Annotated in this window: 18 protein-coding genes, 2 tRNA genes and 2 pseudogenes; 9 read left to right on the top strand and 13 right to left on the bottom strand. The window is 70.2% G+C overall.

Going from position 1 to position 22,397, the window contains the following annotated elements:
• Window positions 1–8: 8 nt before the first annotated feature.
• The 7 genes from PPSIR1_RS45015 to PPSIR1_RS37735 form a co-directional block, all read right to left on the bottom strand.
• Window positions 9–980, bottom strand: coding sequence for a hypothetical protein (locus PPSIR1_RS45015; protein WP_006976554.1), 972 nt, complete (start codon window positions 978–980; stop codon window positions 9–11).
• Window positions 981–1,080: 100 nt separating this feature from the next.
• Window positions 1,081–1,153 (bottom strand) — tRNA-Arg (locus PPSIR1_RS37760).
• A gap of 7 nt (window positions 1,154–1,160) precedes the next feature.
• Window positions 1,161–1,234, bottom strand: a tRNA-Pro gene (locus PPSIR1_RS37755).
• Between the two features lie 102 nt (window positions 1,235–1,336).
• A complete protein-coding gene (locus PPSIR1_RS37750) occupies window positions 1,337–2,035 on the bottom strand; it encodes a non-canonical purine NTP pyrophosphatase (protein WP_006976553.1) in 699 nt (232 codons plus the stop codon).
• Window positions 2,032–2,778 carry a ribonuclease PH gene (rph, locus tag PPSIR1_RS37745; RefSeq protein WP_006976552.1) on the bottom strand — a complete coding sequence of 249 codons (747 nt, stop codon included), beginning with the start codon at window positions 2,776–2,778 and terminating at the stop codon, window positions 2,032–2,034. The genes PPSIR1_RS37750 and rph overlap by 4 nt, the downstream gene beginning before the upstream one ends.
• Before the next feature lie 81 nt (window positions 2,779–2,859).
• Window positions 2,860–3,171 carry a hypothetical protein gene (locus tag PPSIR1_RS37740; RefSeq protein ID WP_006976551.1) on the bottom strand — a complete coding sequence of 104 codons (312 nt, stop codon included), beginning with the start codon at window positions 3,169–3,171 and terminating at the stop codon, window positions 2,860–2,862.
• A 550-nt stretch (window positions 3,172–3,721) separates the two neighbouring features.
• The gene (locus PPSIR1_RS37735; protein ID WP_006976550.1) at window positions 3,722–4,282 is read right to left on the bottom strand and encodes a hypothetical protein; all 561 of its coding nucleotides are present in this window, start codon (window positions 4,280–4,282) and stop codon (window positions 3,722–3,724) included.
• 152 nt (window positions 4,283–4,434) lie between these two features.
• On the opposite strand from PPSIR1_RS37735, the gene PPSIR1_RS37730 reads away from it, so the two are divergent.
• The gene (locus PPSIR1_RS37730) at window positions 4,435–6,492 is read left to right on the top strand and encodes a 3-hydroxyacyl-CoA dehydrogenase/enoyl-CoA hydratase family protein (protein ID WP_006976549.1); all 2,058 of its coding nucleotides are present in this window, start codon (window positions 4,435–4,437) and stop codon (window positions 6,490–6,492) included.
• A gap of 396 nt (window positions 6,493–6,888) precedes the next feature.
• Here PPSIR1_RS37730 and PPSIR1_RS37725 read toward each other — a convergent pair whose 3' ends face one another.
• The 5 genes from PPSIR1_RS37725 to PPSIR1_RS45005 all read right to left on the bottom strand — a co-directional run bounded on the left by PPSIR1_RS37725 (window position 6,889) and on the right by PPSIR1_RS45005 (window position 14,120).
• A complete protein-coding gene (locus PPSIR1_RS37725) occupies window positions 6,889–7,152 on the bottom strand; it encodes a hypothetical protein (RefSeq protein WP_157596398.1) in 264 nt (87 codons plus the stop codon).
• An 803-nt stretch (window positions 7,153–7,955) separates the two neighbouring features.
• Window positions 7,956–8,441 (bottom strand): helix-turn-helix domain-containing protein, encoded by a 486-nt coding sequence (locus PPSIR1_RS37715; RefSeq protein ID WP_006976546.1) that lies wholly within the window; start codon window positions 8,439–8,441, stop codon window positions 7,956–7,958.
• A gap of 827 nt (window positions 8,442–9,268) precedes the next feature.
• On the bottom strand, window positions 9,269–9,673 hold the full coding sequence (locus tag PPSIR1_RS37710; RefSeq protein ID WP_006976545.1) for a response regulator: 405 nt from the start codon (window positions 9,671–9,673) through the stop codon (window positions 9,269–9,271).
• 198 nt (window positions 9,674–9,871) lie between these two features.
• Complete coding sequence (locus tag PPSIR1_RS49800; protein WP_198154704.1) at window positions 9,872–10,987, bottom strand: hypothetical protein; 1,116 nt, start codon at window positions 10,985–10,987, stop codon at window positions 9,872–9,874.
• Between the two features lie 145 nt (window positions 10,988–11,132).
• A complete protein-coding gene (locus PPSIR1_RS45005; RefSeq protein WP_006976543.1) occupies window positions 11,133–14,120 on the bottom strand; it encodes a TIGR03960 family B12-binding radical SAM protein in 2,988 nt (995 codons plus the stop codon).
• Window positions 14,121–14,315: 195 nt separating this feature from the next.
• On the opposite strand from PPSIR1_RS45005, the gene PPSIR1_RS37695 reads away from it, so the two are divergent.
• The 8 genes and pseudogenes from PPSIR1_RS37695 to PPSIR1_RS37670 all read left to right on the top strand — a co-directional run bounded on the left by PPSIR1_RS37695 (window position 14,316) and on the right by PPSIR1_RS37670 (window position 21,240).
• Window positions 14,316–15,260, top strand: a complete 945-nt coding sequence (locus PPSIR1_RS37695) for a DnaJ C-terminal domain-containing protein (protein ID WP_006976542.1) — start codon at window positions 14,316–14,318, stop codon at window positions 15,258–15,260.
• A 91-nt stretch (window positions 15,261–15,351) separates the two neighbouring features.
• Window positions 15,352–16,320, top strand: coding sequence for a lipoyl synthase (gene lipA / locus PPSIR1_RS37690; protein WP_006976541.1), 969 nt, complete (start codon window positions 15,352–15,354; stop codon window positions 16,318–16,320).
• 93 nt (window positions 16,321–16,413) lie between these two features.
• On the top strand, window positions 16,414–19,404 hold the full coding sequence (locus PPSIR1_RS37685; protein ID WP_006976540.1) for a serine/threonine-protein kinase: 2,991 nt from the start codon (window positions 16,414–16,416) through the stop codon (window positions 19,402–19,404).
• 44 nt (window positions 19,405–19,448) lie between these two features.
• Window positions 19,449–19,697 (top strand): 6-phosphofructokinase, encoded by a 249-nt coding sequence (locus PPSIR1_RS51390; protein WP_086002037.1) that lies wholly within the window; start codon window positions 19,449–19,451, stop codon window positions 19,695–19,697.
• Window positions 19,654–19,935: pseudogene (locus PPSIR1_RS51385) on the top strand (6-phosphofructokinase); the annotation flags it as partial. The gene PPSIR1_RS51390 and the pseudogene PPSIR1_RS51385, both read left to right, overlap by 44 nt.
• A complete protein-coding gene (locus PPSIR1_RS45000) occupies window positions 19,925–20,386 on the top strand; it encodes a 6-phosphofructokinase (protein WP_086002036.1) in 462 nt (153 codons plus the stop codon). The pseudogene PPSIR1_RS51385 and the gene PPSIR1_RS45000, both read left to right, overlap by 11 nt.
• 21 nt (window positions 20,387–20,407) lie before the next feature.
• Window positions 20,408–20,833 (top strand): hypothetical protein, encoded by a 426-nt coding sequence (locus tag PPSIR1_RS37675; protein ID WP_006976537.1) that lies wholly within the window; start codon window positions 20,408–20,410, stop codon window positions 20,831–20,833.
• Window positions 20,830–21,240 carry an STAS/SEC14 domain-containing protein gene (locus PPSIR1_RS37670; RefSeq protein ID WP_006976536.1) on the top strand — a complete coding sequence of 137 codons (411 nt, stop codon included), beginning with the start codon at window positions 20,830–20,832 and terminating at the stop codon, window positions 21,238–21,240. Before PPSIR1_RS37675 ends, PPSIR1_RS37670 begins: the two co-directional genes overlap by 4 nt.
• On the opposite strand, the pseudogene PPSIR1_RS37665 reads toward PPSIR1_RS37670, so the two are convergent.
• Window positions 21,225–22,397, bottom strand: a pseudogene (locus PPSIR1_RS37665) (hypothetical protein); the annotation flags it as partial. The gene PPSIR1_RS37670 and the pseudogene PPSIR1_RS37665 sit on opposite strands and share 16 nt — an antisense overlap.

Below are 22,397 nucleotides of genomic sequence, written 5' to 3'. Positions count from 1 at the left end.
CATCAAACCTAATTCCCCGGGAAGGGATCGGCGGACTCGCGCCGCCAGGTCTCGTCCTCGCTGCCGCGCCAGCGGTCCCAGCTCGGGCGGTCGTCCTCCCAGCTGCGCCACTCCTCGACCGGCGCCTCGCGGAACAAGGCCGCGCCGATCACCCCGACGTTGCGACCGTCGCCCATGCGCTCGGCGTAGCTGTCCTCGAGGGAGGAGAAGCGGAAGGCCGCGACGGCCTCCTCGCTGGTTCGCCAGCCCTCGATGACCACGGAGCTGAAGGGGTCGATGACGTAGCCGCGCTTGTCGAAGCTCGCCCGCCCGCCGTCGATGACGTCGAGGCCGTCGACGGAGGCGACCAGCTCGAAGGCAGAGGAGGTCCCGTTGGCGACGGCGAGCATGTAGCGCTGGTTGGGGCGACCGACGGCGTAGAGCTCGGCGCCGACGGCCGCGGCCGGGAGGATCTCCTCGCCCGCGTCGAGCAGCGCGAAGGTCAGCCCGTCCTCGTCGCGCCGGGCCTCGTCGGACCAGGCTCGGGTCCGGCGCGCCCGCGCGGCCGAGCGGACCCCCGCGGCGTCGTCGTAGCGAATCGTGAACACCACGTCCGGGCGGCTGGGGTCGCTGCGCCGAAAACCCACGGACTCGATGTGCGAGCGGCGGTGCTCGCCGTAGGCCGTGCCCAGCCCCGGGCTGTGGTTCTCGGCGATGTCCGCCTCCTCCATCGCCACGCGGTCGCGCTTGCGATCGCTGCGGCTGCGGTCCACGCTGGCGTCCGCCGCTGGAGCTGGCGCGGCCTCGCCTGCGGTCGCCGCGCCGTCCCAGTCGTCCCAGCCCGAGCGCGCCTCGGCCTTGCGCCCCCCCGAGCCCCGCGACCCCTCGCTCTCGACCGACTCCGTCCCCAGAGGCACGTGGGTGGAGTCCGACACCTTGTTGCACGCACCGACGAGCAGGACACAGGAGGCGGCGAGGAGCAGAGGGACGTGGCTGCGCATGGCTGGCCCAACGGCGAGCGCGGGAGCACTTCTTACAGCCCCGAGCTCCCTCGAAGAGCTGCGCGATTTCGCACAGCCGCACACGAGGGAGCCCGACGAGTGCGCCCACCAGGACTCGAACCTGGGACTGCCGGCTTAGAAGGCCGGTGCTCTTCCAACTGAGCTATGAGCGCAAAAGAATCGGGGCGAAAGGATTCGAACCTTCGGCTTCCTGCACCCAAAGCAGGCGCGCTACCAGACTGCGCCACGCCCCGAAACGCCGCGGAGCCTAGCCCACGCACCGCCCCGGGTCCAGTCGGCGATTCACGCAGGCCAAGGACCGAAACCGGCCGGCGCTCTGCGGCGGTCAGAGCCGTCTACAACAGCAAGGGGAGCTCGCTGAGCAAGCGGCGCACCGCGACCCCACGGTGGGATCGACGGGCCTTTTGATCCGGATCGAGGTCCGCGAAGGTCCGCGCGCCGTCCTCGATCCAAAAGTGGGGATCGTAGCCAAAGCCCCCCTCCCCCCGTCGTGCGATCCGAACCTCACCGCGGCAGGTGCCCTCGATGCACAGGCAGTTGCCGCGGATGAACAGGGTCGTCGACTCGGGGATGGTGAAGTCGAAGGGTCGCGTCCCGACCGAGCGCATGGCCAGCATGCAGACGTAGCCGGCGGGCGATCCCTCGAGCCCGCGGGCCTGCAGCTCCGCGACGAGCTTGGCGTTGTTGTCCGCGTCGGTGGCCTCCGGTCCGGCGAAGCGGGCCGAGTAGACCCCCGGCGCCCCGTCGAAGGCGTCGACGCACAGGCCCGAGTCGTCGGCCAGGACGATGTCGTACGGTGACACGCCCTTGTCACGGAGCCAGCGGGCGAAGCCGTCGGCCTTGAGCACCGCGTTGCCGACGAAGCTGTCCTCGGTCTCCTCGACCTCTGGGGGCGCCTCGCCGAGGGCCTCCCCAGCCTGGCCGATGCCGAGGACCTCGACGGCCCGCAGCTTGGCGTGCCGGGACTTGCCCAGCATGTCGGCGATCTCGCTGATCTTGTGCTCGTTCTTGCTCGCCAGGATCAGCCGCGTCATGCCGACGCCTCTCGGAGCGCGGCCTGCTGCCCGGCGAGCAAGTTGGTGATGCCGCCCTCGGCCAGATCGAGCATGCGGTTGAGCTGCTCGCGGCTGAAGTCGCCCTGCTCCCCGGTGCCCTGAATCTCGACGAGGCGCGGCGTGCCACCCTCGGGAGCGCGGCGCATCACCACGTTGAGATCGACGATCGCCCGGCTGTCCTCGGAGTAAGGCAGGTCGAGCATGACCTCGGGCTCGCTGCCCTCGACGGGGATCACCCCGACGGAGACGGCAGCGACCGGCGCGATGCCGGGGTGCTCGCTGAGCTTGCCGCCAGCGACGAGCCGGCGCAGGGCGAGCTCGAGGGCCACCCAGGCCCCGGTGATCGCCGCCGTCCGGGTCCCCCCGTCCGCCTCGATCACGTCGCAGTCGCAGACGATCGACACGCCCCCGTCAGGCCCGACGAGCTTGCTCAGATCGACCGCAGCGCGCAGCGAGCGGCCGATCAGGCGCTGAATCTCCTTCGCGCGCCCGTTCGCCTTGCGGCCGCCGCGGGGGCGCGTCGCGCCGGGCAGCATCGCGTACTCGGCGGTGACCCAGCCGCCCGAGCTCAGCCACGAGGGCGTCCGGGACTCGACCGAGGCCGTGCACAGCACCCGCGTGCCGCCGGTGGCGATGAGCACCGAGCCGTCGGCGGCCGAGGTGAAGCCGGGGGTCAGGGTGAGAGGGCGGAGTTGGTCGTTACTTCGTCCGTCGAATCGCACGGCGGGCGCACGGTACCCGCGGAACCAATAAAAAACGAGGCTGAGCCGTGAAGCTCAGCCTCGCTCGAGAAAGAGTGAAGATCACTCGGCGGGCTTGGCCTCGCCCTCGGCCGCGGGGGCGGGGGCGTCGCCAGCCTCGGCGGCGGGAGCAGCGGCGTCACCAGCGGCACCGTCAGCGGCGGCCGGCTCTTCCTTCTTCTCCTCGGCGGGAGCGTCTTCCTTCTTCTCCTCGCCTTCCTTCTTGGCCTCTTCCTTCTTCTCCTCGCCTTCCTTCTTGTCGTCGGCCTTGTCGGCCTTGTCGTCGGCGGGCTTCTCCTCTGCCTTGTCACAGGCGGGGGCGGCGAAAGTGAGAGCCGTGAGGGCGGCGACCAGGATGGTGCTGTTGAACTTCATTTGCGTCTCTCCGTGTGTCGTTCGAGTCGGTTGGGGGAGCCCCGCAGTCCAGCTTGGTGTGCTCGACCGTTCGCGGAGCTAGCGGCGCATGCGCCGAGATTTGGATCCTTACCATGTGTTTTCGTCGACTGCAGCACCAACAATGAGTCCAGTGAGGGCCCAAATGGGTCGGCGTCTGCGTCGCTCACGCCCAATTCCGACTCTCGAGGTAGTTTTTGGAATCACCATTAAATGTAATTTTAATTTCAAATCATCAGCAAAGCATGCTGATTCGTGTGGTGAAGAAGCCCGATTTCATGGTGATTACGTCGAATTCGAGGGACTTTGTGTGTCAATCGACGCTCCGACTCAGTCCGCCCCGAACAGCCTCGTTCGATATCGAACAAAGCCAACTATGCGTCTACCACGCCACGCTCGGACATTTTTGTCACGTGAACCAAAATTCGCGGTATGCGAAGTCTCATACGCGGAAAAGTAGACAAGAGCATCCGATCTCCCGATCGGTCTTGCCCCGCTCGACCTCGTCACCAAGCGCGCGCCGCTTCGCGGCTCACCACTCGCAGCCGAAGCTCTCGGTCTCGCGCTTGGCCTGCTCCCGCGCGATGCGACAGCCGGTCTGGAGACCCTGGGCGCTCGCCGGGCTGTTGTCCTTCATGCGCGACCACGAGCTGTGGTTCTCGTGCACGACCCGTCGCAGCGCCTCGCGCTGATCCTCGGGGACCTTGGCCTCGATGCAGGCCAAGTAGTCCTTTACGTACTGATCGCACAGCGCCACGCCGATCTCGGCGAACTCCGTGGGGACCGGACCCGCGGGCTCCTCGGCCTCGGCCTCGGTCTCGCCCGCGTCGGCCTCGGGCGGGTCCGCGTCCGCGCCCGCTTCGGCGGGCGCCGGGCCCGTGTTGGCCGGCTCACCCTGCTCGGCCCCGGCCTTCGCGGCCTCTACCTCAGCCTCGGCCTCCTTGGCCTTCGCTTCTTCTTTGGCCTTCGCGCCCGTGTCCGCCTCGGGGGCCTCCTTCGACGCGCCGCAGGCCAGCGCAGCGCAGCACACACTGGCGAGCGAGACGGTCGAGACGAGGCGGCGGAGGGACGAAGGGCGCGCGGAGGAGGCCATCGCGCGCGACTCTAACAGCTCCCCCAATGTCCGCGAGGGGGCGCAGATGCTTCGGCGCACCCGTGGCGCGCCCGCGGTCAGTGAAAAAGCTCAACCGCAGCTGCCGGGCTGGGCTGTCAACAGCGGCGGGCCCCTTCCCTACCATCGCCGCGATGCCCATCAGCGATCCCACCGTCAGCGCGATCTTCCAGCCCGACCCGGACCAGGCCCCCAAGGCCCTGCTCGTCGCCGGAGCCTGTGGCAACGTCGGCTTCGGCAAGCTCGGCCAGTTCGGTCGCCTGCTCGCCAAGCACGGCGTCCCCGTCATCGCGCTCGATCTCTCGGACAAGGTCCAGGGCGTCAAGGACCAGCTGCGCAAGGCCTTCGGCAAGCGCTTCACCGAGGAGCAGGTCGCGGCCATCCTCGACAACATCACGGTCGTCCAGGGCACCCTCGCCGACGTGCCCGAGCAGCTGCGCCTGGGCTTCGTGTTCGAGGCCATCCCCGAGCGCCTGGACATCAAGCGACCCTTCTACACGGCGATCCGCGAGCGCGACCCGGACTGCTTCGTGTTCTCGGCGACCTCGGGCCTGACCACCAAGCACCTGTTCGAGGGCCTGCCCGGTGCCGACCGCTCCGGCGTCATGCACCCCTTCTTCCCCCACCTGACCAACAAGCTGTTCGAGGTCCCGACCCGGGGCTGCACGACCTCGAAGGACACCCTCAAGGCCATCCGCAAGTTCCTCGGCGGCCTGGGCATGAACCTGCTCGAGACCGCCGACGTCCCGGCCTTCGCCGCCGATCGCATCTTCTGCGGCATGATGCTCGAGGCCGTGCGCATCCACGACAGCACGGACCTGAGCCCGGCGCAGATCGACGACGCGTGCAAGAAGCTCCTGGGGACCTCGCCCTTTTACGTCCACAACCTCATCCCCGGGGCCAACTACCTCTCGGCCCACTGCATGCAGCTGCTGAGCGAGGAGGTCGACTCCACGCTCTACGCCATCCCCGAGCTGTGGAAGCCCTACACCGAGGACCCGCGCAAGCAGTGGCCCTACGAGCGCGGCCAAAGGTGCACCCCGGAGGGCTACGCCCTGGTCGAAAAGCGCATGCTCGGCATGCTGTTCTCGCTGACGGCCTACATGTTGAAGCACGGCGTGTGCGGGGCGGACCAGCTCAACTTCCTGTGTGAGAACGCCCTGGCCTTCCGCGCGGGCATGCCGGCGCTCATGGCCCAGCGCGGGCTCGGAGCCAGCAAGGCCCTGGTCGAGGCCTTCCTCGCCGAGCAGGGCGTCACCGAGGCCGCCGCCGTCGCGCCCGTCGGCGAGCTCGACGACAGCCACCTCGCCAACATCTACGTCGGCACCTCGGTCCACGAGGGCGTGGGGCTCATCTCGCTCAAGCGCCGGACCATCAACCACCAGTTCATCGCCGAGCTCGACCAGGCCTACGAGGCCCTCGCCGCCGACGACTCCGTCAAGGCCATGGTCCTCGCCCCCGACGGCGCGCTCAGCCGCGAGTTCGGCCACGGCGCGGACATCAGCTGCTTCCTGCCCGTGCTCGGCAAGCACGACCAGGCCCTGAAGCTCATCCAGACCTGGAAGGCGACCCTGAGCAAGTTCCAGACCAGCCCAAAGCCGACCGTCGCGGCCCTCGTCGGGCGCGTGCTCGGGGGCGGCAACGAGCTGGCCTCGTGCTGCCAGGCCCGCGTCGCCGCCGGCGGCACCCGCCTCGGCCAGCCCGAGCCCACCGTCGGCGTGCTCCCGGGCCTCGGCGGCTGCCACAACATCCACCGCGCCTCCAAGGCCGAGTTCACCGCGCGCATCAACGAGCTGCTGCTGACCGGCCACGGCTTCGAGGCCGAGGAGGCCGCCGAGTGGGGCTACGTGTCGAAGATCGTCCCCGTCCGCGACCTGCCCCGGGAGTCCATGGCCTTCGCCGCGGGCCTGGCCGACGGCAGCATCGAGCGCCCCGCCTTCCGCATGGACGGCGCCGAGGCCTTCACCGTCGACCGCAGCGTGGACGGCAAGAACGAGGCCGGCGTGCCCCTCGACGCCGAGCTGCGCGAGCTCATCGCCAAGACCGTCGAGGAGATCAACGCCCTCCCCTACGCCGAGGGCACGGCCATCGAGGAGGTCCGGGCGGCCGATAGCCTGTGCCTGAGCGCGTCGAAGATCGGGACCAAGGCGATGCTGCGTGGCAAGCCCCCGCAGTTCGAGAACGCGATCTGAGTTCTGTTTTGCCCCCACAGCCGCCCAGGACCGGGGACGCTTCGTCGCTCCGCTCCTCCTCTTTGGCTTGGTGGGCAATGAAGTTCGTGCCTTGGAGAAGGCTCGTGGTCGCCCCCGCTCGCGGGGGCGTGGATTCATTGACAATCTCTGAGTCGTGGACGTGGGGCAGGGAGGGCGTGGCGTCGTCCACGACGGCTAAAATGGACAGGGACTGTGAAAAATTCACGGTCCCTGAGTCGTGGACGTGGGGCAGGGAGGGCGTGGCGTCGTCCACGACGGCTAAAATAGACAGAGGGGCGGACAGGACTCGTTCTGGCCGACCCTCTGAGTCGCCGATGTGGGCCAGGGCGGGGTCGGGCTCGGTGAGTTCGGCCCCGTCTTCGCGTGCGCGCACCCTCAGGGGATCAAGCACACGCCCACGTTGGCCAACTCGGGCGACTCGAAGGCCACGCACTCGGCCCCCTCGAGGGCGCAGCTGGGCAGCTCGACGTCGCAGACCTCGGTGCAGCAGTTGCCGGCGCACTGCTCGGGGTTCGGAGGGTCGACGCAGGCCAGGCCCGAGTCGCACTCGAGATCGGAAGCAGTGGGGCAAGGCGTTCCGGCGGGATCCCCAGCCGGCGGCAAGGTACACGCGAAGCCTGGGTCAGCCTGCACCGGCACCCACTCGCAACTCTGCTCGCCCGGACAAGGCTCCCCACCGGGCACGCAAGGCTCGATGCAAAGCGCCACGGCGTCGCCGTGGGCGACCACGCACTGGGTCCCCTGGGCGCACAACGGGTTGGACGACTCGCCCGCACAAAAGGCCCGACACACCCCCTTTGCCCTCGCTGTCCTCGACCCAGCACGATCCCCACGTGTCGCAGTCGTCGGTCCCCAGCGCAGGCCCGTCGTGCACGCACGCTTCGCCGACGGCCTTCTCGCCCACCACCGGCACGCACTCCCTGGAGTAGGACGCCTCGCCCTTCCCCTCCATGACCGCGACGCACTTTTCGCCCTCGGGGCAGTCCTGCAAGAAGACGTTGCAGACGAGGGGCGAGCCGGTCTCTCCTTCCTCTTCGTCAGCCGGGCCCGCATAGAAGCTGCCCCCCTGCTCGCCCCAGTCCTCGTCGGCCTCATCGGCTTCATCGGCCGTGCTCGCCGTGGTCATGGGCGCGGAAGTGTCGCCGACCGTGTCCGAGCCCTCGTCGAGATCCACGTCGCCCGGCGCACAACCGATCGCTCCGCCACCGAGGGTCGAAGCCAAGACCATCATCCCGACGAACAGGCCGCCCGAGAGCGCCGTCTTGTCTTGTCTCGCCCCGCAGAAGGGACAGCTGGCTTCGCTGGCGTGGATGTGGCGCTTGCAAACTGGACAGGGGAGCATGGTCGATTCCTCGGGGCGCGCAGCGGCCCCATTCGATGTGCCATGGACGGCACGGTTCGATCACCTCGCCCACCTCGCTCAGAAGATTGAGCGGATCGACCTAGCAGCGCCCCACGACGGGCTTCAGCGCGCGACGCTGGCGCGAGCTCGGGCGACGGGTCGGAGTCGTCGGCGCGCTGCGGCGAGCAGCGGGGGTGGTCGCGGCGAGCTCGAGGCTGGTCTCGCGCTGCGCGGCGGCGCGCATGGCCACGTGCATCAGGCCCTTGCGCGAGCTGACGCCCAGCTTCTCGAACAGCTGGTGCACCCGCCAGCGAACCGAGGCCTCGGACGCCCCGAGGCGCCAGGCCATGGCCTCGACGTCCCGACCGAAGAGCACGAGCTGGGCGATGTCCTGCTCGGACTCGGCGAGGTCGTGGGCGTCGCGGAGGGCCTCGACGAGGCCGACGAGCACGGTGTTGACGCTGACGGAGCGCGAAGCGGGGAGCGAACGAGCGGCGGGCTTGCGAGCGGGGCTGTGGGCGGGGCGGCGGCGGGTGACGGCGGAGAGGGTGGCGAGGGGGCTGGAGACGGGGGCGAAGGCGGTCATGGCGGTGGCTGCTCGGCGGTGGGTGGTGGCTGGGTGGGGCGCCGCGGCGCCTCCCTTGCCCACTCAAGATGCAACCCCGAGGGGGGGACCGTCAGGGACCTGGGAGTCCCCGCGGCGTCACCATTCCTCGCACCCTCCCCTACCTGCCGCGGGGTCTGCCAGGCAGCCATACTCGTGCGAATTCGAGAGTTCCTGGCCGGTCGGAGGGCCCGAGTGGTGACGCCGAACCGGGCGTCACCGATCGTCACCGACGGTGAACGGGGAACGGGCGGGGGTCACCGGGGGTGGGTTCTGGGCTCGAGAAGGTCTTGGCTTCGGCTCTGGGTTCGAGAGGGTCTCGGCTTCGAGAGTCTTGGCTTCGACTCTCGGTTCGAGAGGGTCTCGGCTTCGGCAGACAGCGGGCACGGGTCAAGAGGGTCGGGCCCCCGCTGTCGCCTGTAGGCATGTGCTCATCTGATCTCGACCGCTCGCCCTTGGCCTGGGGATCCGACTTCGCCCATCACTGTCACGGCTCCTCGCGCTTGGGGGCCCGACCCTCTTGCCCCTTTTGTGCCCGTCGTTCGCCAGGAGCTTCAGCCTCTCGCTCGAAAGGCCTGAGGTGCGCTCGAACCCAGGCGGGCACATGAGGGACGTGCCTCCTCGCCAACCTTCAACGCTAGAGATTCCTTTGACCCATGCATTCAGGCGACAGCGGGGGATCCGACTCTCCCGGCCCGTGCCCGCTCTCCTCCAAAGCCCAAACCTCCGTACTGCGGTGCTCGTTCTCCTCCGAAGCCCAAACCTCCGTACTGCGGTGCTCGCTCTCCTCCGAAGCCCCGAACCTGCGACTACACACCCAAGTTGTCCAACATGCGGTCGAGACCGCGGCGCTGGAGGGGCTTGGCCAGGTAGCCGTCCGCGCCCAGGGCAATGGCTCGGTCACGGTCCGCGTCGGTGCAAACGGCGTCCAGCATCAACACGGGGGTATGCGAATAGCCGGAAGTGTGACGCAGGTGACGAAGTAGGCAAAAGCCGTCGATCATGGGCGTGGCCGTGTCGAGGACGACCGCCTCGAAGGAGCGGGCTCGGAGCTGCTCGAGGCCCTTGAAGCCGTCGCTGACGACGGTGCAGGCGTATCCTCGGGCCTCGAGCACCTTGGCGATGCGCTCGGCGATGAAGCGGCAGCTGTCGACAACCAGGGCCTGGGGGCGGTCAATGTTTAGGGCGGCGGAGCCTTCGGAGTGCACGGCCATGGGCACGGCGACGGCGCGAGGACGGAGAGGAATCGGAGCGGGAATCGACTGCATATCCACCATGAATCGAGTGTCGAGTTCCCTCACGTTCGGTCCATGTAATTTTGGTGTCCCAGCACCATGTGCCAGAACACCAAAATTACGTATTCGCGGTCGTAGTGGGGCCTGAGTCCCCAGCATCTCATCGCGGGCTACTGGCTACTGGGGGTCGAAGCACAGCTCCTCGGGCCCGACCCAGTTGACCATGTTCGACCAGAAGGTCTCGACTTCGGGGATGGCATCCCACTCCGAGTCAAAGCTGATCCACTCGTCGGAGAACACGACGACCACGCCATCGCCGATCTCGGTGGTCGTGCCCAGGGAGTTGTTCGGCTCGCCCGCGGGGCGCACGAACACCTCGCCCACGCCGGCCACCCGCCAGCCGCCGTAGACCTGCACCGAGGTCGCGTTCTCGGTGATCGGGTGGACCTGCCAGTCCTCCGTGGGGTTGATGTAGATCGGCGTCTCGTAGGTCAGCCCGGTGAAGCTGACGAGGGAGTTTTGCTGGGCCCGGTCCGTGGCGTTGTTGGTGTAGCCGGCCATGCTGATCAGGCCGTGGCCCGACTCGATCCACGTCTGCAAGATGGCCTGCTGCTCCGGCGGATACTGGTGGGTCAGGCGATCGACGATGAGGATGTCGAAGTCGGCCAGATCGGCCTCGGTCAGCTGGTGATCGACGGCCGTGCCGAAGCGATCGGCGGTGGTCCCCTTCTCCTCGAGCCAGGCCTCGAAGTTCGAGGCCGGATTCGCCCCGACGGTGCCGATGATCCCGATGCGGTAGCAGTCGCAAAAGCCGTCGTTGCCCACGTCGACGTCGTCGATGAGGCCGTTGCAGTCGTCGTCGAGGCCGTCGCAGATGATCTCGTCGGGGAGGCAGTCGCTGGTCTCGGACTCGGTGTCCGTCTCGGTGTCCGTCTCGGTCCCCGTGTCCGTCTCGGTCCCCGTGTCCGTGCTCGTCTCCGTGTCCGTGCTCGTCTCCGTGTCCGTGCTCGTCTCCGTGTCCGTGCTCGTCTCCGTGTCCGTGCTCGTCTCCGTGTCCGTGCTCGTGTCGGTCCCCGCGTCCGTCGAGCCGTCGTTCGTGCCGCTCTCCCCCGAGCTCGAGCCGGCGTCGGCGTCCCCAGAGCTCCCGCCGTCCTGGGTCTCGCTGCCCTGGCTCTCGCCGACCTCGTCGTCGCCCGCGTCCCCGCTCGAGTCGCCGCAGGCGAACATCAGCGCGCAGCTGCTGGCGAGGGTGAGAGTCCGAGAGCGGAGGAAGGAAAGCCCGTGGTCAGCCATGGAGCCACGCTAGCAAGGGCGCCCCGTGGCAGTGCGCGACGATTCGGAGTCGTCGGACACCAGAGCGCGCGCCGCCGAGCCCTTTCGCGCGGCGCCCCTCCAGGATCCATCCCCGCTTTGGGTGCAGAGGATCCGTAGCCCGCCCTCAGGCCGGGGCGCTCGGTGGACCGGGCACGTGGCGGCGGTGGGCCGCTCGCCACACCCCGCCGAGCTCGCGCAGGCTCAGCCAGTCGCCCTCGCCGTCGCGGCCGAGCAAGCGAAGCCGACGCATCTGGTGATCCTCGACGTGCTGTCCGGTCAACAGCGCCGCGATCTCCCGCGGCCGGGCGTTGGCCCCCTCGAGGTCCGTGCGCAGGCGGAAGCGGAGCTGGGCCTCGCCCACGGACACGTCGAGCAGGCGCGGGCGCAGGTCCACGACGACGGTCTTGGTCCCGACCTGGCGCCGCCTCTTGTTGCGCTTCTTCTTGACCCGCTGCTCGCGGGTGATGGTCAGCTCCTCGCCCGCGAGCAGGCCCCCGACCCGAGCCTCGAGGCGCGCGCGCGCGTCCGCCGACAGGCCCGAGAGCTCGATGGCGAAGTCGGCCCCGGCCACGAGCTCGCCCAGGGTCTTCTCCCCGGGCGCGACGATCCGCGCCCCGAGCAAGACCATGCCCGGCGGCGTCGAGTCCTGCAGCCGCGCGAACACGTCGTCGGCGATGGCCTGGCGCTCCTCGGCGCTGAGCAGGCCGGCCATGTCCTCGGCGCTGCGCTCGAGCAGCAGGTCGCAGTCGACGACCTCTTCGTCGGCGCCCATGCCCAGGGCCAGCGCCGGGCCGAAGCTCATGCGCGGCTGGGGGTTGAAGCCGCGGCGGAAGCCCATCTCGATGCCCGCGCGCCGGAACATCCGCGGGATGATGCGCACGAGGTCCAGCTGGCTCATGAAGCGCAGCGTGCCGACCTTGGCGAAGAACAGCCGGACCTTGCTGTAGGGCGCCTCGGCGTTGTGCTTGAAGGCGCTGTCGTCGTCGAGGTTGCTGGGCGCGAGCCGGCCGCTGATCCGAGCCAGGCGCGAAGCGGGGATCAACTCCTCGCCGCCCTCGCGCCGAGCCTCTTCCCGAGCCAGGGCCTCGACGGCCTCCTCGGCCTCGCGCTCGGCCTGCTCGGCCAACCGGGCCTCGGTGCGCTCGGACAGGCTGCGCAGGGCGACCATGCGCTCCGATCGCATGTCGCTCAGGTCGCAGGCGACGCCGCAGTCGTAGCAGACCAGGCGCTTTTTCTCGGCCTCGGCGTCGGCGAGGGTGGTGTGGTGGACCTTGGCCCCGGCCGGCTTGCCGCACGGCGGCGACACCCGGTCGGCGAGGGCCTTGCGGTACTCGGACTCGAGGAAGTCGGCCTCGAAGCCCATGTCGAGGTGCGACCACGGCAGCGGCACGCCCACGGGCAGGGTCTGGGTGTAGTTCGCGGCCTCGATGCCCGTGGCCTCGAGGGCGTCGAGCCAGGTCTCGAAGGCGAACAGTTCCTTCCACCCGTCGAAGCGCACGCCAGCTTTGTAGGCGTGCTCCAAGGTCGCGCCGAGGCGACGGTCGCCGCGGGCGAAGATGCACTCGAGCCAGCTCTCGCGCACGTCGTGGGTCTTGCAGCCGACCTTGGCCCGCTTGGCCTGATCGCGCAGCAAGCTCACCTTGCTCTCGAGGTCCTCCATGCTGTCCATGGCCGCCCACTGGAAGGGCGTGTGCGGCTTGGGCACGTGCTGGGACACCGAGACGGTGATGTTGGGCAGCTGCTCGACGACGCCCTCGCGGACCATGCTGGCGGCCAGCTGCCGGACCATGCGCCCGGTCTCGACGATGCCGGCGACGTCCTCGTCGGTCTCCGTGGGCAGGCCCATGATGAAGTACATCTTCATCCGGCTGTAGCCGCGCTCGAAGATCCGCTTGGCCGAGGCGAGCACGTCCTCGTCGGACACGTTCTTGTTGATCACGTTGCGCATGCGCTGCGTGCCGGCCTCGGGGGCGAAGGTCAGGCCGTCGATGCCGACCTTCTTGATCTCGTCGAGCATGCTCTCGTTGAGGCCGTAGGCCCGGAGCGAGGCGATGCCCAGGGACACCTTGCGCTTGGCCAGCTCGGGCACGAGGGCCTTGATCAGCGGGTCGATGCACGAGACGTCGGCGGTGCTCAGGGCCGTCAAGCTGGCCTCGTCGAAGCCGCCGGCGTCGGTGCCCTCGAGCACGGCCTCGATGATGTCCTCGGGGGAGCGCTCGCGGACCGGGCGGTAGATCATGCCCGCCTGGCAAAAGCGGCAGCCCTCGGTGCAGCCCCGGGTGATCTCGACGCTGGCGCGGTCGAAGATGGCCTCGGCGTAGGGCACCGGGAAGCGCGTGGGGAACTTGAACTCGCCGAGGTCGCGGACGAACACGCGCTCGACGGACGCCGGCGCCCCGAGGGCGAGGCCCTCTTCGGTCCGGCCCACGACCACCTGCAAGCCCGTGCGCGGCTCCTCCTCGACGCGGTAGAAGCGGGGCACGTAGATGCCGGGGATCTGGGCGATGGCGGCGAGGATCTCGACGCGCGCGCGGCCTTCCTGGCGCATGCGGCCGATGGTCCGCAGCATGCCCGTGAGGGTCTCCTCGGCCTCGCCGACCAAGAAGGCGTCGATGAAGTCCGCGAGCGGCTCGGGGTGCGTCGCCGTGGGTCCGCCGGCGATGACGATGGGCTCGGCCTCCCCGCGCTCGGCCGCCCTCAAGGTCACCCCGCCCAGGTCGAGGTTGAGCAGCACGTTGGAGTAGCTCAGCTCGTACTGGAGCGAGAAGCCGACGACGTCGAAGTCGCGCAGGGGCGTGTAGGTCTCGAGGCTGACCAGGGGCAGATCGCGGCGGCGCAGCTCCTGCTCCATGTCCGTCCAGGGCGTGAACGCCCGCTCGCAGCACAGATCCTCGGCGTCGTTGATCAGGCTGTACAGGATCCGCGTGCCCAGGTGGCTCATGCCGATCTCGTAGAGATCGGGGAAGGCCAGGACGAAGCGGCAGGTCAGGCCCGCGTGGTCCTTGATGACCGACTGCTCCTCCCCACCGAGGTAGCGGCCGGGCTTTTTGACCCGGGCCAAGAACGCGGCGTAGGGGTGCTCGTCGAGCGCAAGATCCGCAGCATCCACCATGATGGGCGGTGCAATACCACGCCCTGCCGCGAACGCTAGCGCGGCCTGGATTGGCAAACCCTCCCCGATGACTGACCAGCGGGAGGGTTGCGTGGGCCGGCGCGCGACTTATGCTGCGGCGCGTTCATTCGCGCACCCCCGGCTCATGGAGAGCCGCGGTAGAACCGCCGGTGCAACAATGGAGGCTCCGCCGCCATGCGAGATTTCTACGCTTCCCTCGGCGTCGACAAGGGCGCCTCCCAAGACGAGATCAAAAAAGCCTACCGGAAGCTCACCCGTGAGTTTCACCCCGACAAGAACCCGGGAAACGAGGCCGCCGAAGAGCGCTTCAAGGAGGTCTCCCAGGCCTACGAGGTCCTCGGCGACGACAACAAGCGCTCGCTCTACGACGAGTTCGGCGAGATGAGCTTGAGCCAGGGCTTCGACCCCGCGCGGGCCCGCGCCTACCAGCGCGCTCGCGGGGGCTTTGGCCCCGGCTTTGGACCCGGCGTCGGCGGCTTCGGCAACGCCCGCGAGAGCAGCTTCGACGACCTCCTGTCCCAGCTCTTTGGCGGCGGGCGGGTGCGCTCCGACGCCTTCAACCGCCAGCCTCGGAGCCGCCGGGGCGGAGACATCCGCGGCGAGATCGGCGTCTCGCTGCTCGACTCGATCCTCGGCGTGACCGTGCCCCTGCGCATCGAGTCCCCCGGCGGCGGCGGCCCGGTGCGCACCCTCGACGTGCGCATCCCGGCCGGCATCCAGGACCAGGGCAAGCTGCGCCTGCGCGGTCAGGGGGGCCCCGGCGACCCGCCCGGCGACGTGATCCTGACCGTCAGCGTGCACCCCGGCAAGACCCTCGAGCGGCGCGGCGACAACCTCCACATGCTGCTCCCGGTGACCGCCCTGGAGGCCTACCGCGGCGGGCCCATCGACGTGCCCACGCCCTGGGGCCCGGTGACCATGCGCCTGCCCCCCGGGGTTCAAAACGGCCAGTCCCTGCGCCTCAAGCACAAGGGCGTGCGCGTGCGCGGCGAGCCCAAGGGCGACCTCTTCGTGCGCCTGGACGTGCGCATGCCCGAGCCCGGGGACGAGGAGCTGCTCGCGGTGCTCGAGCGCCTCCAGGGCGAGGAGACCCCGGCCCGCGAAGCGGCGCTCGGCTAACCAGACGGCCCAGCCACTGCGCGGCGGCCTGCACAGCCCGCCCGAGCCGGGGCGGGGTCACACGCCCTCGCCCTCGTGCTATGCAGCGAGCGTGACCACGACGCGCCTGCCCATCGTCGGCCAGCAGCCCGCGGCGCCCGCCCCCGCCAAGAAAGCCCGCCGCCCCCGCCACCCCAAGTGGCTGCGCGTGCCCATGCCCGGGGGCCAGGCCTACTCCGAGCTCAAAAAGCGCGTCAATGAGCTGAACCTGCACACGGTCTGCCAGAGCGCCAGCTGCCCCAACATCGGCGAGTGTTGGAACAACAAGGCGCTGACCATCATGATCCTCGGGGAAATCTGCACCCGCTCGTGCCGCTTTTGCGACGTGGCCACGGGGCGCCCCCTGCCCGTCGACGAGGAGGAGCCGCGGCGCGTGGCCACGATCCTCGCCGAGCTCGAGCTCAACCACACGGTGATCACGAGCGTCGATCGCGACGACCTCAAAGACGGCGGCGCGAGCATCTGGGCGGCGACCCTCGAGGCCTGCCACACCCTCGCGCCGTGGATGACCATCGAGGTGCTCGTGCCCGACTTCAAGGGCCAGCTCGCCGACGTCGACGCCGTGCTCGCGGCCAACCCCGACGTGTTCGCCCACAACCTCGAGACCGTGCCCCGGCTCAGCCGCGAGGTCCGGGTCCAGGCCCGCTACGATCGCAGCTACGCCGTGCTCCGCCACGCCCGGGAGGCCGGCGCGCTGACCAAGACCGGCATCATGCTCGGCCTCGGCGAGGAGCTCGACGAGGTCCGCGAGGTGATCACCGAGCTCGGCCAGCTCGGGCTGACCATCCTGACCCTCGGCCAGTACCTCCAGCCCAGCAAAAAGCACCTGCCTGTCGCGCGCTACGTCCACCCCGACGAGTTCGCGGCCCTGGCCGAGTTCGCCCGGGAGGCCGGCATCGCGCACATCGAGTCCGGGCCTCTCGTTCGCAGCAGCTACCACGCCGAGGGCCAGGCCGAGCTCATCCAGCGCATGCAGCAGCTCGACGCCTACGGGCGTGTTGGCTTCGCCAGCCTGCAGTGACTTCTACGGGGCTTGGGCGGGATCGCCCAGGCTCGGGGCCTGGTGAAACTGGGCGCGTCCGGCCAGTGGGCCTGAGTGCTATCATCGTTCGCCATGTCGGGAGAGCGCGCGGGAACGGGCTCCGATTCGAGACCGGGCTCGAGCTCCGAGCCCGAGTTCGTCGACTCCGACACGCTGCTCCATTCCGAGAGCGCGCCCGCGGTAGAGGCCACGGGGGGTGTGGGCTTCCTGCGTCGCGCCAAGCCGCCCAGCCCCTCGGGATCGGGCTCTGGCTCCTCGCCGCTGGCCAGAGGCGACGCGCCCGAGCTGCCGGAGACCATCGGCCGCTACCGCGTCACCGCCGAGCTCGGCCACGGGGCCATGGGCATCGTCTACGCGGGCATCGACGACCGCCTCGATCGCAAGGTCGCCATCAAGACGCTGTGGGCCGCCGACAACGCCCAGCTCCACGAGCGCCTGGTTCGGGAGGCCCGCGCCCTGGCCAAGCTGACCCACCCCAACGTGGTGCGCATCTACGAGATCAGCGACGCGGCCGAGAGCAGCACCGGTCGAGCGCCGCCCTACATCGTCATGGAGCTGGTCGAGGGCCAGACCCTGCGCCAGTGGCTCGAGCTCGAGCCCGAGGGCGGCGACGGGCGCGACCTCGACGAGCTGCTCGCGGTGTTCTGCGCCGCCGGCCGGGGGCTCGCGGCGATCCACGCGGCGGGCCTGGTCCACCGCGACATCAAGCCCGACAACGTGATGATCGACGGCAGCGGGCGCGTGCTCGTCATGGACCTCGGCGTGGCCCACTCGCGCACCGGGGCGGCGCTCAGCGAGGGCCTGAGCACCGGCTCCCTCGTGCTCCCGACCGGCTCCCTCGACATCACCACGGGCGGCAACCTGACCCGCACGGGCACCCTGGTCGGCTCGCCGGCGTACATGTCCCCGGAGCAGTTCGGCAGCGGCACGCTGTCCGACCGCAGCGACCAGTTCAGCCTGTGCATCACGCTGTGGGAGGCCCTCTACGGCGCCCGGCCCTTCGACGCCCGGACGCTGCCGGAGCTGATGGAGGCCGTGACCGAGGGCGAGCGCCCGACGCCGCCGCCCCGCGCCCACGCCCGCCTGGGCCACGCCGCCGTGCCTCGGGGGGTCGCCCGCGCGCTCACGCGGGGCCTGGCCGCCAACCCCGACGCGCGCTTCCCCTCGATGATCGAGCTGGTCGAAGCCCTCGAAGGCGCGAGGACCCGGCGCTCGCCCGGACGCGGGTGGGCCTGGGCAGGGCTCGCCAGCGCCGCAGCGCTCGCAGCCTTGGCCCTGCTCGTCCGCTCGCCCGAGCTCGGGCGAGACCCCGCCGCGCCCGCGCCCACGCCCGCGCTCAGCGAAGGCGCCGCCCTCCCCCAGCCCGAGCCCTCGACCCCCGTCGAGCTCCAGGTCGACCACGGGCCCGAGCGCGAGTTCGCCTACCTGCCCGGCGCCCACGCCCTGGTCTACGCTGGCGAGGGCGGCCTGTGGCTCCGCGACCTCGACAGCCACGAGGAGATCCTGCTCGACGAGGACTACCTCGAGGGCCTGTACGCGACCCCCGACGGCAGCGTCTACTACGTCAGCGCGCGGCTCGAAGAAGACACCTACTCGGCCCTGGTGCGCATCCACGCCCCCGAGTTCGGCGAGCTGCCCGAGTTCGTCGCAGGCCGCGTGCCGCTGTTTTGCGTCATGCCCGAGCGCGGGCTGCTCGTGCACACGCGGTGGACCGACAAGGCGCTGACCGTCGAGGACCTCGACGCCCCGAGCCCGACGGTCGTCGACACCGTCCCGCTCTACTTCGAGGGCCGCGAGGACTTCGACTGGCTCGGCTTCGTCGCCTGCGACGACCGCACCGGAACGGTGATCGCCACGATCCTCGACGACTCCCAGACCCAGCTCCAGCGCGTGGACCTCGACACCCACGAGGCCGTCCCGGTCTACCGCCTCGTCGGCGCCCACTCCCCCTACATCGAGCTGGGCCCGGGCGGGCGCGAGCTCTACGTGCTCAACACCCGCGAAGGCCTCGGGCCGCAGCTCGAGTCCGTCGCCCTCGACGACGACGGGGCCAACCGAATCCGCGTCGTCGTGCCCGGGCGGCAGCTCTACGCGATGCGCTTCGACGTCTCGACCGAGAACGACCTGACCTACCACACCCGAGCCAGCCACGGCGGGCAGCTGCTGCGCATCCGGGAACCTCGAGGGCGCGAGGAGCCTGAGAGCCGGGGCGAGGCCCGCGGCCCCATTCCGCCCCTCGACCTCGACGCCGCCGAGCTGCTCTTCGACACCGAAGACGTCATCTTCTCGACCGCCTTCGCCCCCCGCGGCCAGGCCATGGCCGTGGTCACGGAGGGCGGCGGGGGCCGGCTGCTGCGCGTCGTGCCGCTGATCGAAGGCGGGCCCGAGGGCGAGTATCCGCTGCGCGACGCCGGCAAGGTCACCTTCGCCCCCGACGCGCGCAGCCTCGCCTTCGTCGGCAGGATCGGAGAGGAGCCGCGGCTGTGGACCCTCGAGCTCACCTCAACGGCGCGGCCCCAGGTCCACGAGCTCACCTCGCTCGAGAGCGGATCCCCGTCTGGCCTCGAGTGGACGTCCACCGGCGAGCTCATCTACCAGACCTCGGACCACCGCAACTTCTGGCGCTACGACCCTCGTCGGCCCGACCAGGAGCCTCGCCTGCTCGCGCCTGGGGCGAGCTCCAAGGGCTGGATGTTCTACGCCGAGGCCACCCCCGACGGGCGCCACCTCGCCGTCAGCTGGAACCAGCTCGAGCGCGGCCTGTGGCTGTTCGACCTCGAGACCGGCGCGGCCCGGCGCATCGACGAGCGCTACCCGTCGCACCCGATGGGCTGGTCCAGCGACGGGACCCGCCTCTACCTGCGCGTCGAAGACGAGCTGTGGCGCATCCCCGCCCCCGGCGCCCCCGCGGGCAGCCAGGAGCGCCCGCGCGCGCTCGGCAAGCTGAGCCCGCCGCCGGGCCACGAGTCCCTCGACTGCCAGCCCGGAGCCGACGGCGAGCTGCTGTGCTTCGCCAGCCGCGAGGAGACCCGGATGTGGTTCGTCCCCGGGGGCGCAGGCTGACCGTCGAAGCCTGGGGACTGTCCGCGCCCGGGCTATCTCGGCCGATGACGATGGACGCCGACAGCCCCCGAACGCTCGCCATCTCGACCAGCGGAGGGGACGCGCCCGGCATGAACGCGGCGATCCGGGCGGCGACCATGGTCGCCACGGCCGCGGGCTGGCGCGTGCTCGGGATTCGCCACGGCCGGCGCCCTCGCCCTCGGCGACCCCGAAGAGGCCGCCCGCGCGGGCCAACGAGCGCCCCGCGTCGTGGGTGTGCCCGCCTCGATCGACGACGACATCGCGCTCACTAGCCTCTCGATTGGGGTCGATACCGCCATGAACACGATCGTCGAGGCTTGAGGCAAAATTACCGACACTGCCTCGGCGCACGATCGCACGTTCATCGTCGAAGTCATGGGTCGCGACTGCGGCTACCTGGCGATGACCGCGGCCGTGGCCGCAGGCGCAGACATGGTCCTGTTCCCCGAGGCGGGGCGCGACGAGGGCGAGCTCGTCGGTGACGTGGTCCGCGCGATCGATGCCGTCCGGAAGCGGGACGCACGAGATCACCGAGTGTTGGCGATCGAGGCCGAGGGCGTCGAGATGGACACGGCCGAGCTCGAGCGTCGAGATGGACACGGCCGAGCTCGAGCGCCGTGGCGTCAGCCCCGAGTACCCCCTCGAAACCCGCGTAACCGTGCTCGGACACGTCGTTCGAGGCGGTCGCCCCTCTGCTTTCGATCGCCTGTTGGGTTCGCGCCTGGCGAATGCTGCCGTCCGCGCGCTCTTGCGCGGCGAGACCCGAGTCATGGCGGCGTGGATGCCCCCCGGCGAGCTGCCGACGGGCGTTGGTGCGCGCTCCCCCGACGATCCCTACTGCTTCCTCATCGAGCTCCCGGCCGTGCTCGCGGCGACGCGCGAGCTGCTCGAGGGTCGCGGCCCCCTCGCCAGCTGGCGCAGCGCAATCTTCCGCGAACTCGAGACGGTGCTGCTTCTGTAGTGATAGGCTCGGAGTGCCGTCATGGAAGATGGGCACTTCGAATCGGACAAGTTCAGCGTGCGCTGGGCCGACGGGGGCGACGTTTTGCTGCTCGAGGTCCATACACCCTATGAAGCCAAGGACGTGTGGGGGATGACCGAGCAACTTCAGCGATTTCTCGACGACGACGAGCCGCCGCGCTTGCTGCTCATCGACCACGCGGGCGCGCCCAACCTCATGCCTCGAGACGTGCGCAAGGAGCTCGAGAAGACCACCGATCGCATGCCCGTCGAGTTCTTCGTGGTCACCGGGCTGAACAACCTCAACCGCATGGTTGGCCGCATCATCGCCCGGGTGTTCCGCCCAGGGCAGGTCAACTTCTTCGACACGCCAGCGGAGGGCATCGAGTGGCTCCGGGGCCAGGCAGCGAACTTCAAGGCCGAGCTCGAGGCGAAAGGCACGCCATGAAACACTACGCCCAATGGGATGAGCGCGGCTTCCTCAGCGTCGCCATCGTCGGGACCTTCGAGCCCGACGAGGCCGCCGAGCTCAGCCGCCAGATGCACGCCATCATGGACGGCAAGAGCCCGCGCCTGATGCTGTTCAACCACAGCAAGGCGTCCAAGATGGTCAGCCGCGAGACCCGGGCCGAGCTGCAAAAGATGTCCTCGACCCTCGACTGGGACAAGGCCGCGATTCACAGCATCTCGCACCTCAACCGCATGCTCGCCCGGTTGATCACCAAGGTCCTCGGGGTCAACGAAACGACGCAGTTCTTCGAGACCGAGGCCCAGGCCATCGACTGGCTGATGACCCCCCTCGAACGAGCGACCCAAGCCGAGCAGCCCGATCGAGCCGATCAAGCCTCGGCCTGAGCCCGGCGCGCGGCCTGGCGCAGGCCCCAGTGGGGCGAGTCGAGCAGCCCCTCGATCCACGCCGCGGCCCGCTCGCGCTGGTGCGCGGCGAGCCACTCGAACAGGTCGACGGCGAAGCGGTCCGGGGTCCCGCCCAGGGTCCGCTCGACGAGGGCCTCGAAGGGCCGGGGCAGCAAGGTGGCGAGCACCCCGAAGTCGGCCGAGGTCGCCCCGACGACGAACTTGCTGGGGATCTGGGCGCGCAGCTGGACCTCGATGAACGCCGCCCAGCGGGCCTCTCGGCGCCAGTCCTCGCGCAGGCAGGCGCGCAGGGCCGAGGCCCAGGGCGCGGGCGCGGGCCGGGCCCCGGCGAGGGTCTCGGTCAACACCCGCCAACACGCCGCGCCGAGCTCGGGCTCGCGGCGCGGATCGACCGCGCCGAGGCGGCCGCAGTCGGGCGCGTCCCGGTGGGCCTGGTAGTCGCACAGGTAGGCCTCGAGGGCCGCCTCGCGGTAGGGCGACGCGTAGTCGAGGGCCGCCTCGAGCTCGGCCAGGGCCGACCCCCCTTCCCCCTCGAGCCGCGCGAGCACGGCCTTGGCCTCGTAGCCCGCGCGCAGCGTCGTCGCTCCCTGGGCGCCGAGCACCGCCTCGCGCTCCCACGCTTCGCCGCGCCCGTGGCGAGCGATGAAGCTGGCGAAGCCCCGGGGCGGGTCGAGGGCGAAGGCGCCGCCGTGGTCGCGCAGGTGCGTCAAAAAGCGCGGGTCGTCGAGGGCGAGGATCGCTGGCGTGAACGCGGCCGCGAACACCTTGAGCACGGACAGGGCCGTCAGCCGGGGCAGCGAGGCGCCCGCGCGCAGCCACGCGTCGAAGACCTCGAAGTCGTCGCTGCTGGCCACGGCGCGGATCATCTCCCGGCCCAGGGCGCCGAGCTCCCCGCCCCCGCCCTTGGCCTGTGGTGCGGGCCCGCGCGCAGCCAGGGGCGCCCGCGCGACGAAGCGGGCCGCGGCCTCCTCGGCCCCGCGCCGCCGGGCCTCGAGGCGCGAGCCCGCGGACCCCGGGTCGGTCCCGCGCCAGCGGATCAGGGTCCGCGTCGCCGCCCACAGCACCTCCGCGTCGACCTCGCTGCGTCCCGACTCGAGCGCGCGATCGATGAAGCTCAGCGCCCGCGGCAGGGCCTC

The organism is Plesiocystis pacifica SIR-1, from assembly GCF_000170895.1.
Lineage (GTDB): Bacteria > Myxococcota_A > Polyangia > Nannocystales > Nannocystaceae > Plesiocystis > Plesiocystis pacifica.
This window is presented reverse-complemented; position numbering and strand designations above follow the sequence as displayed.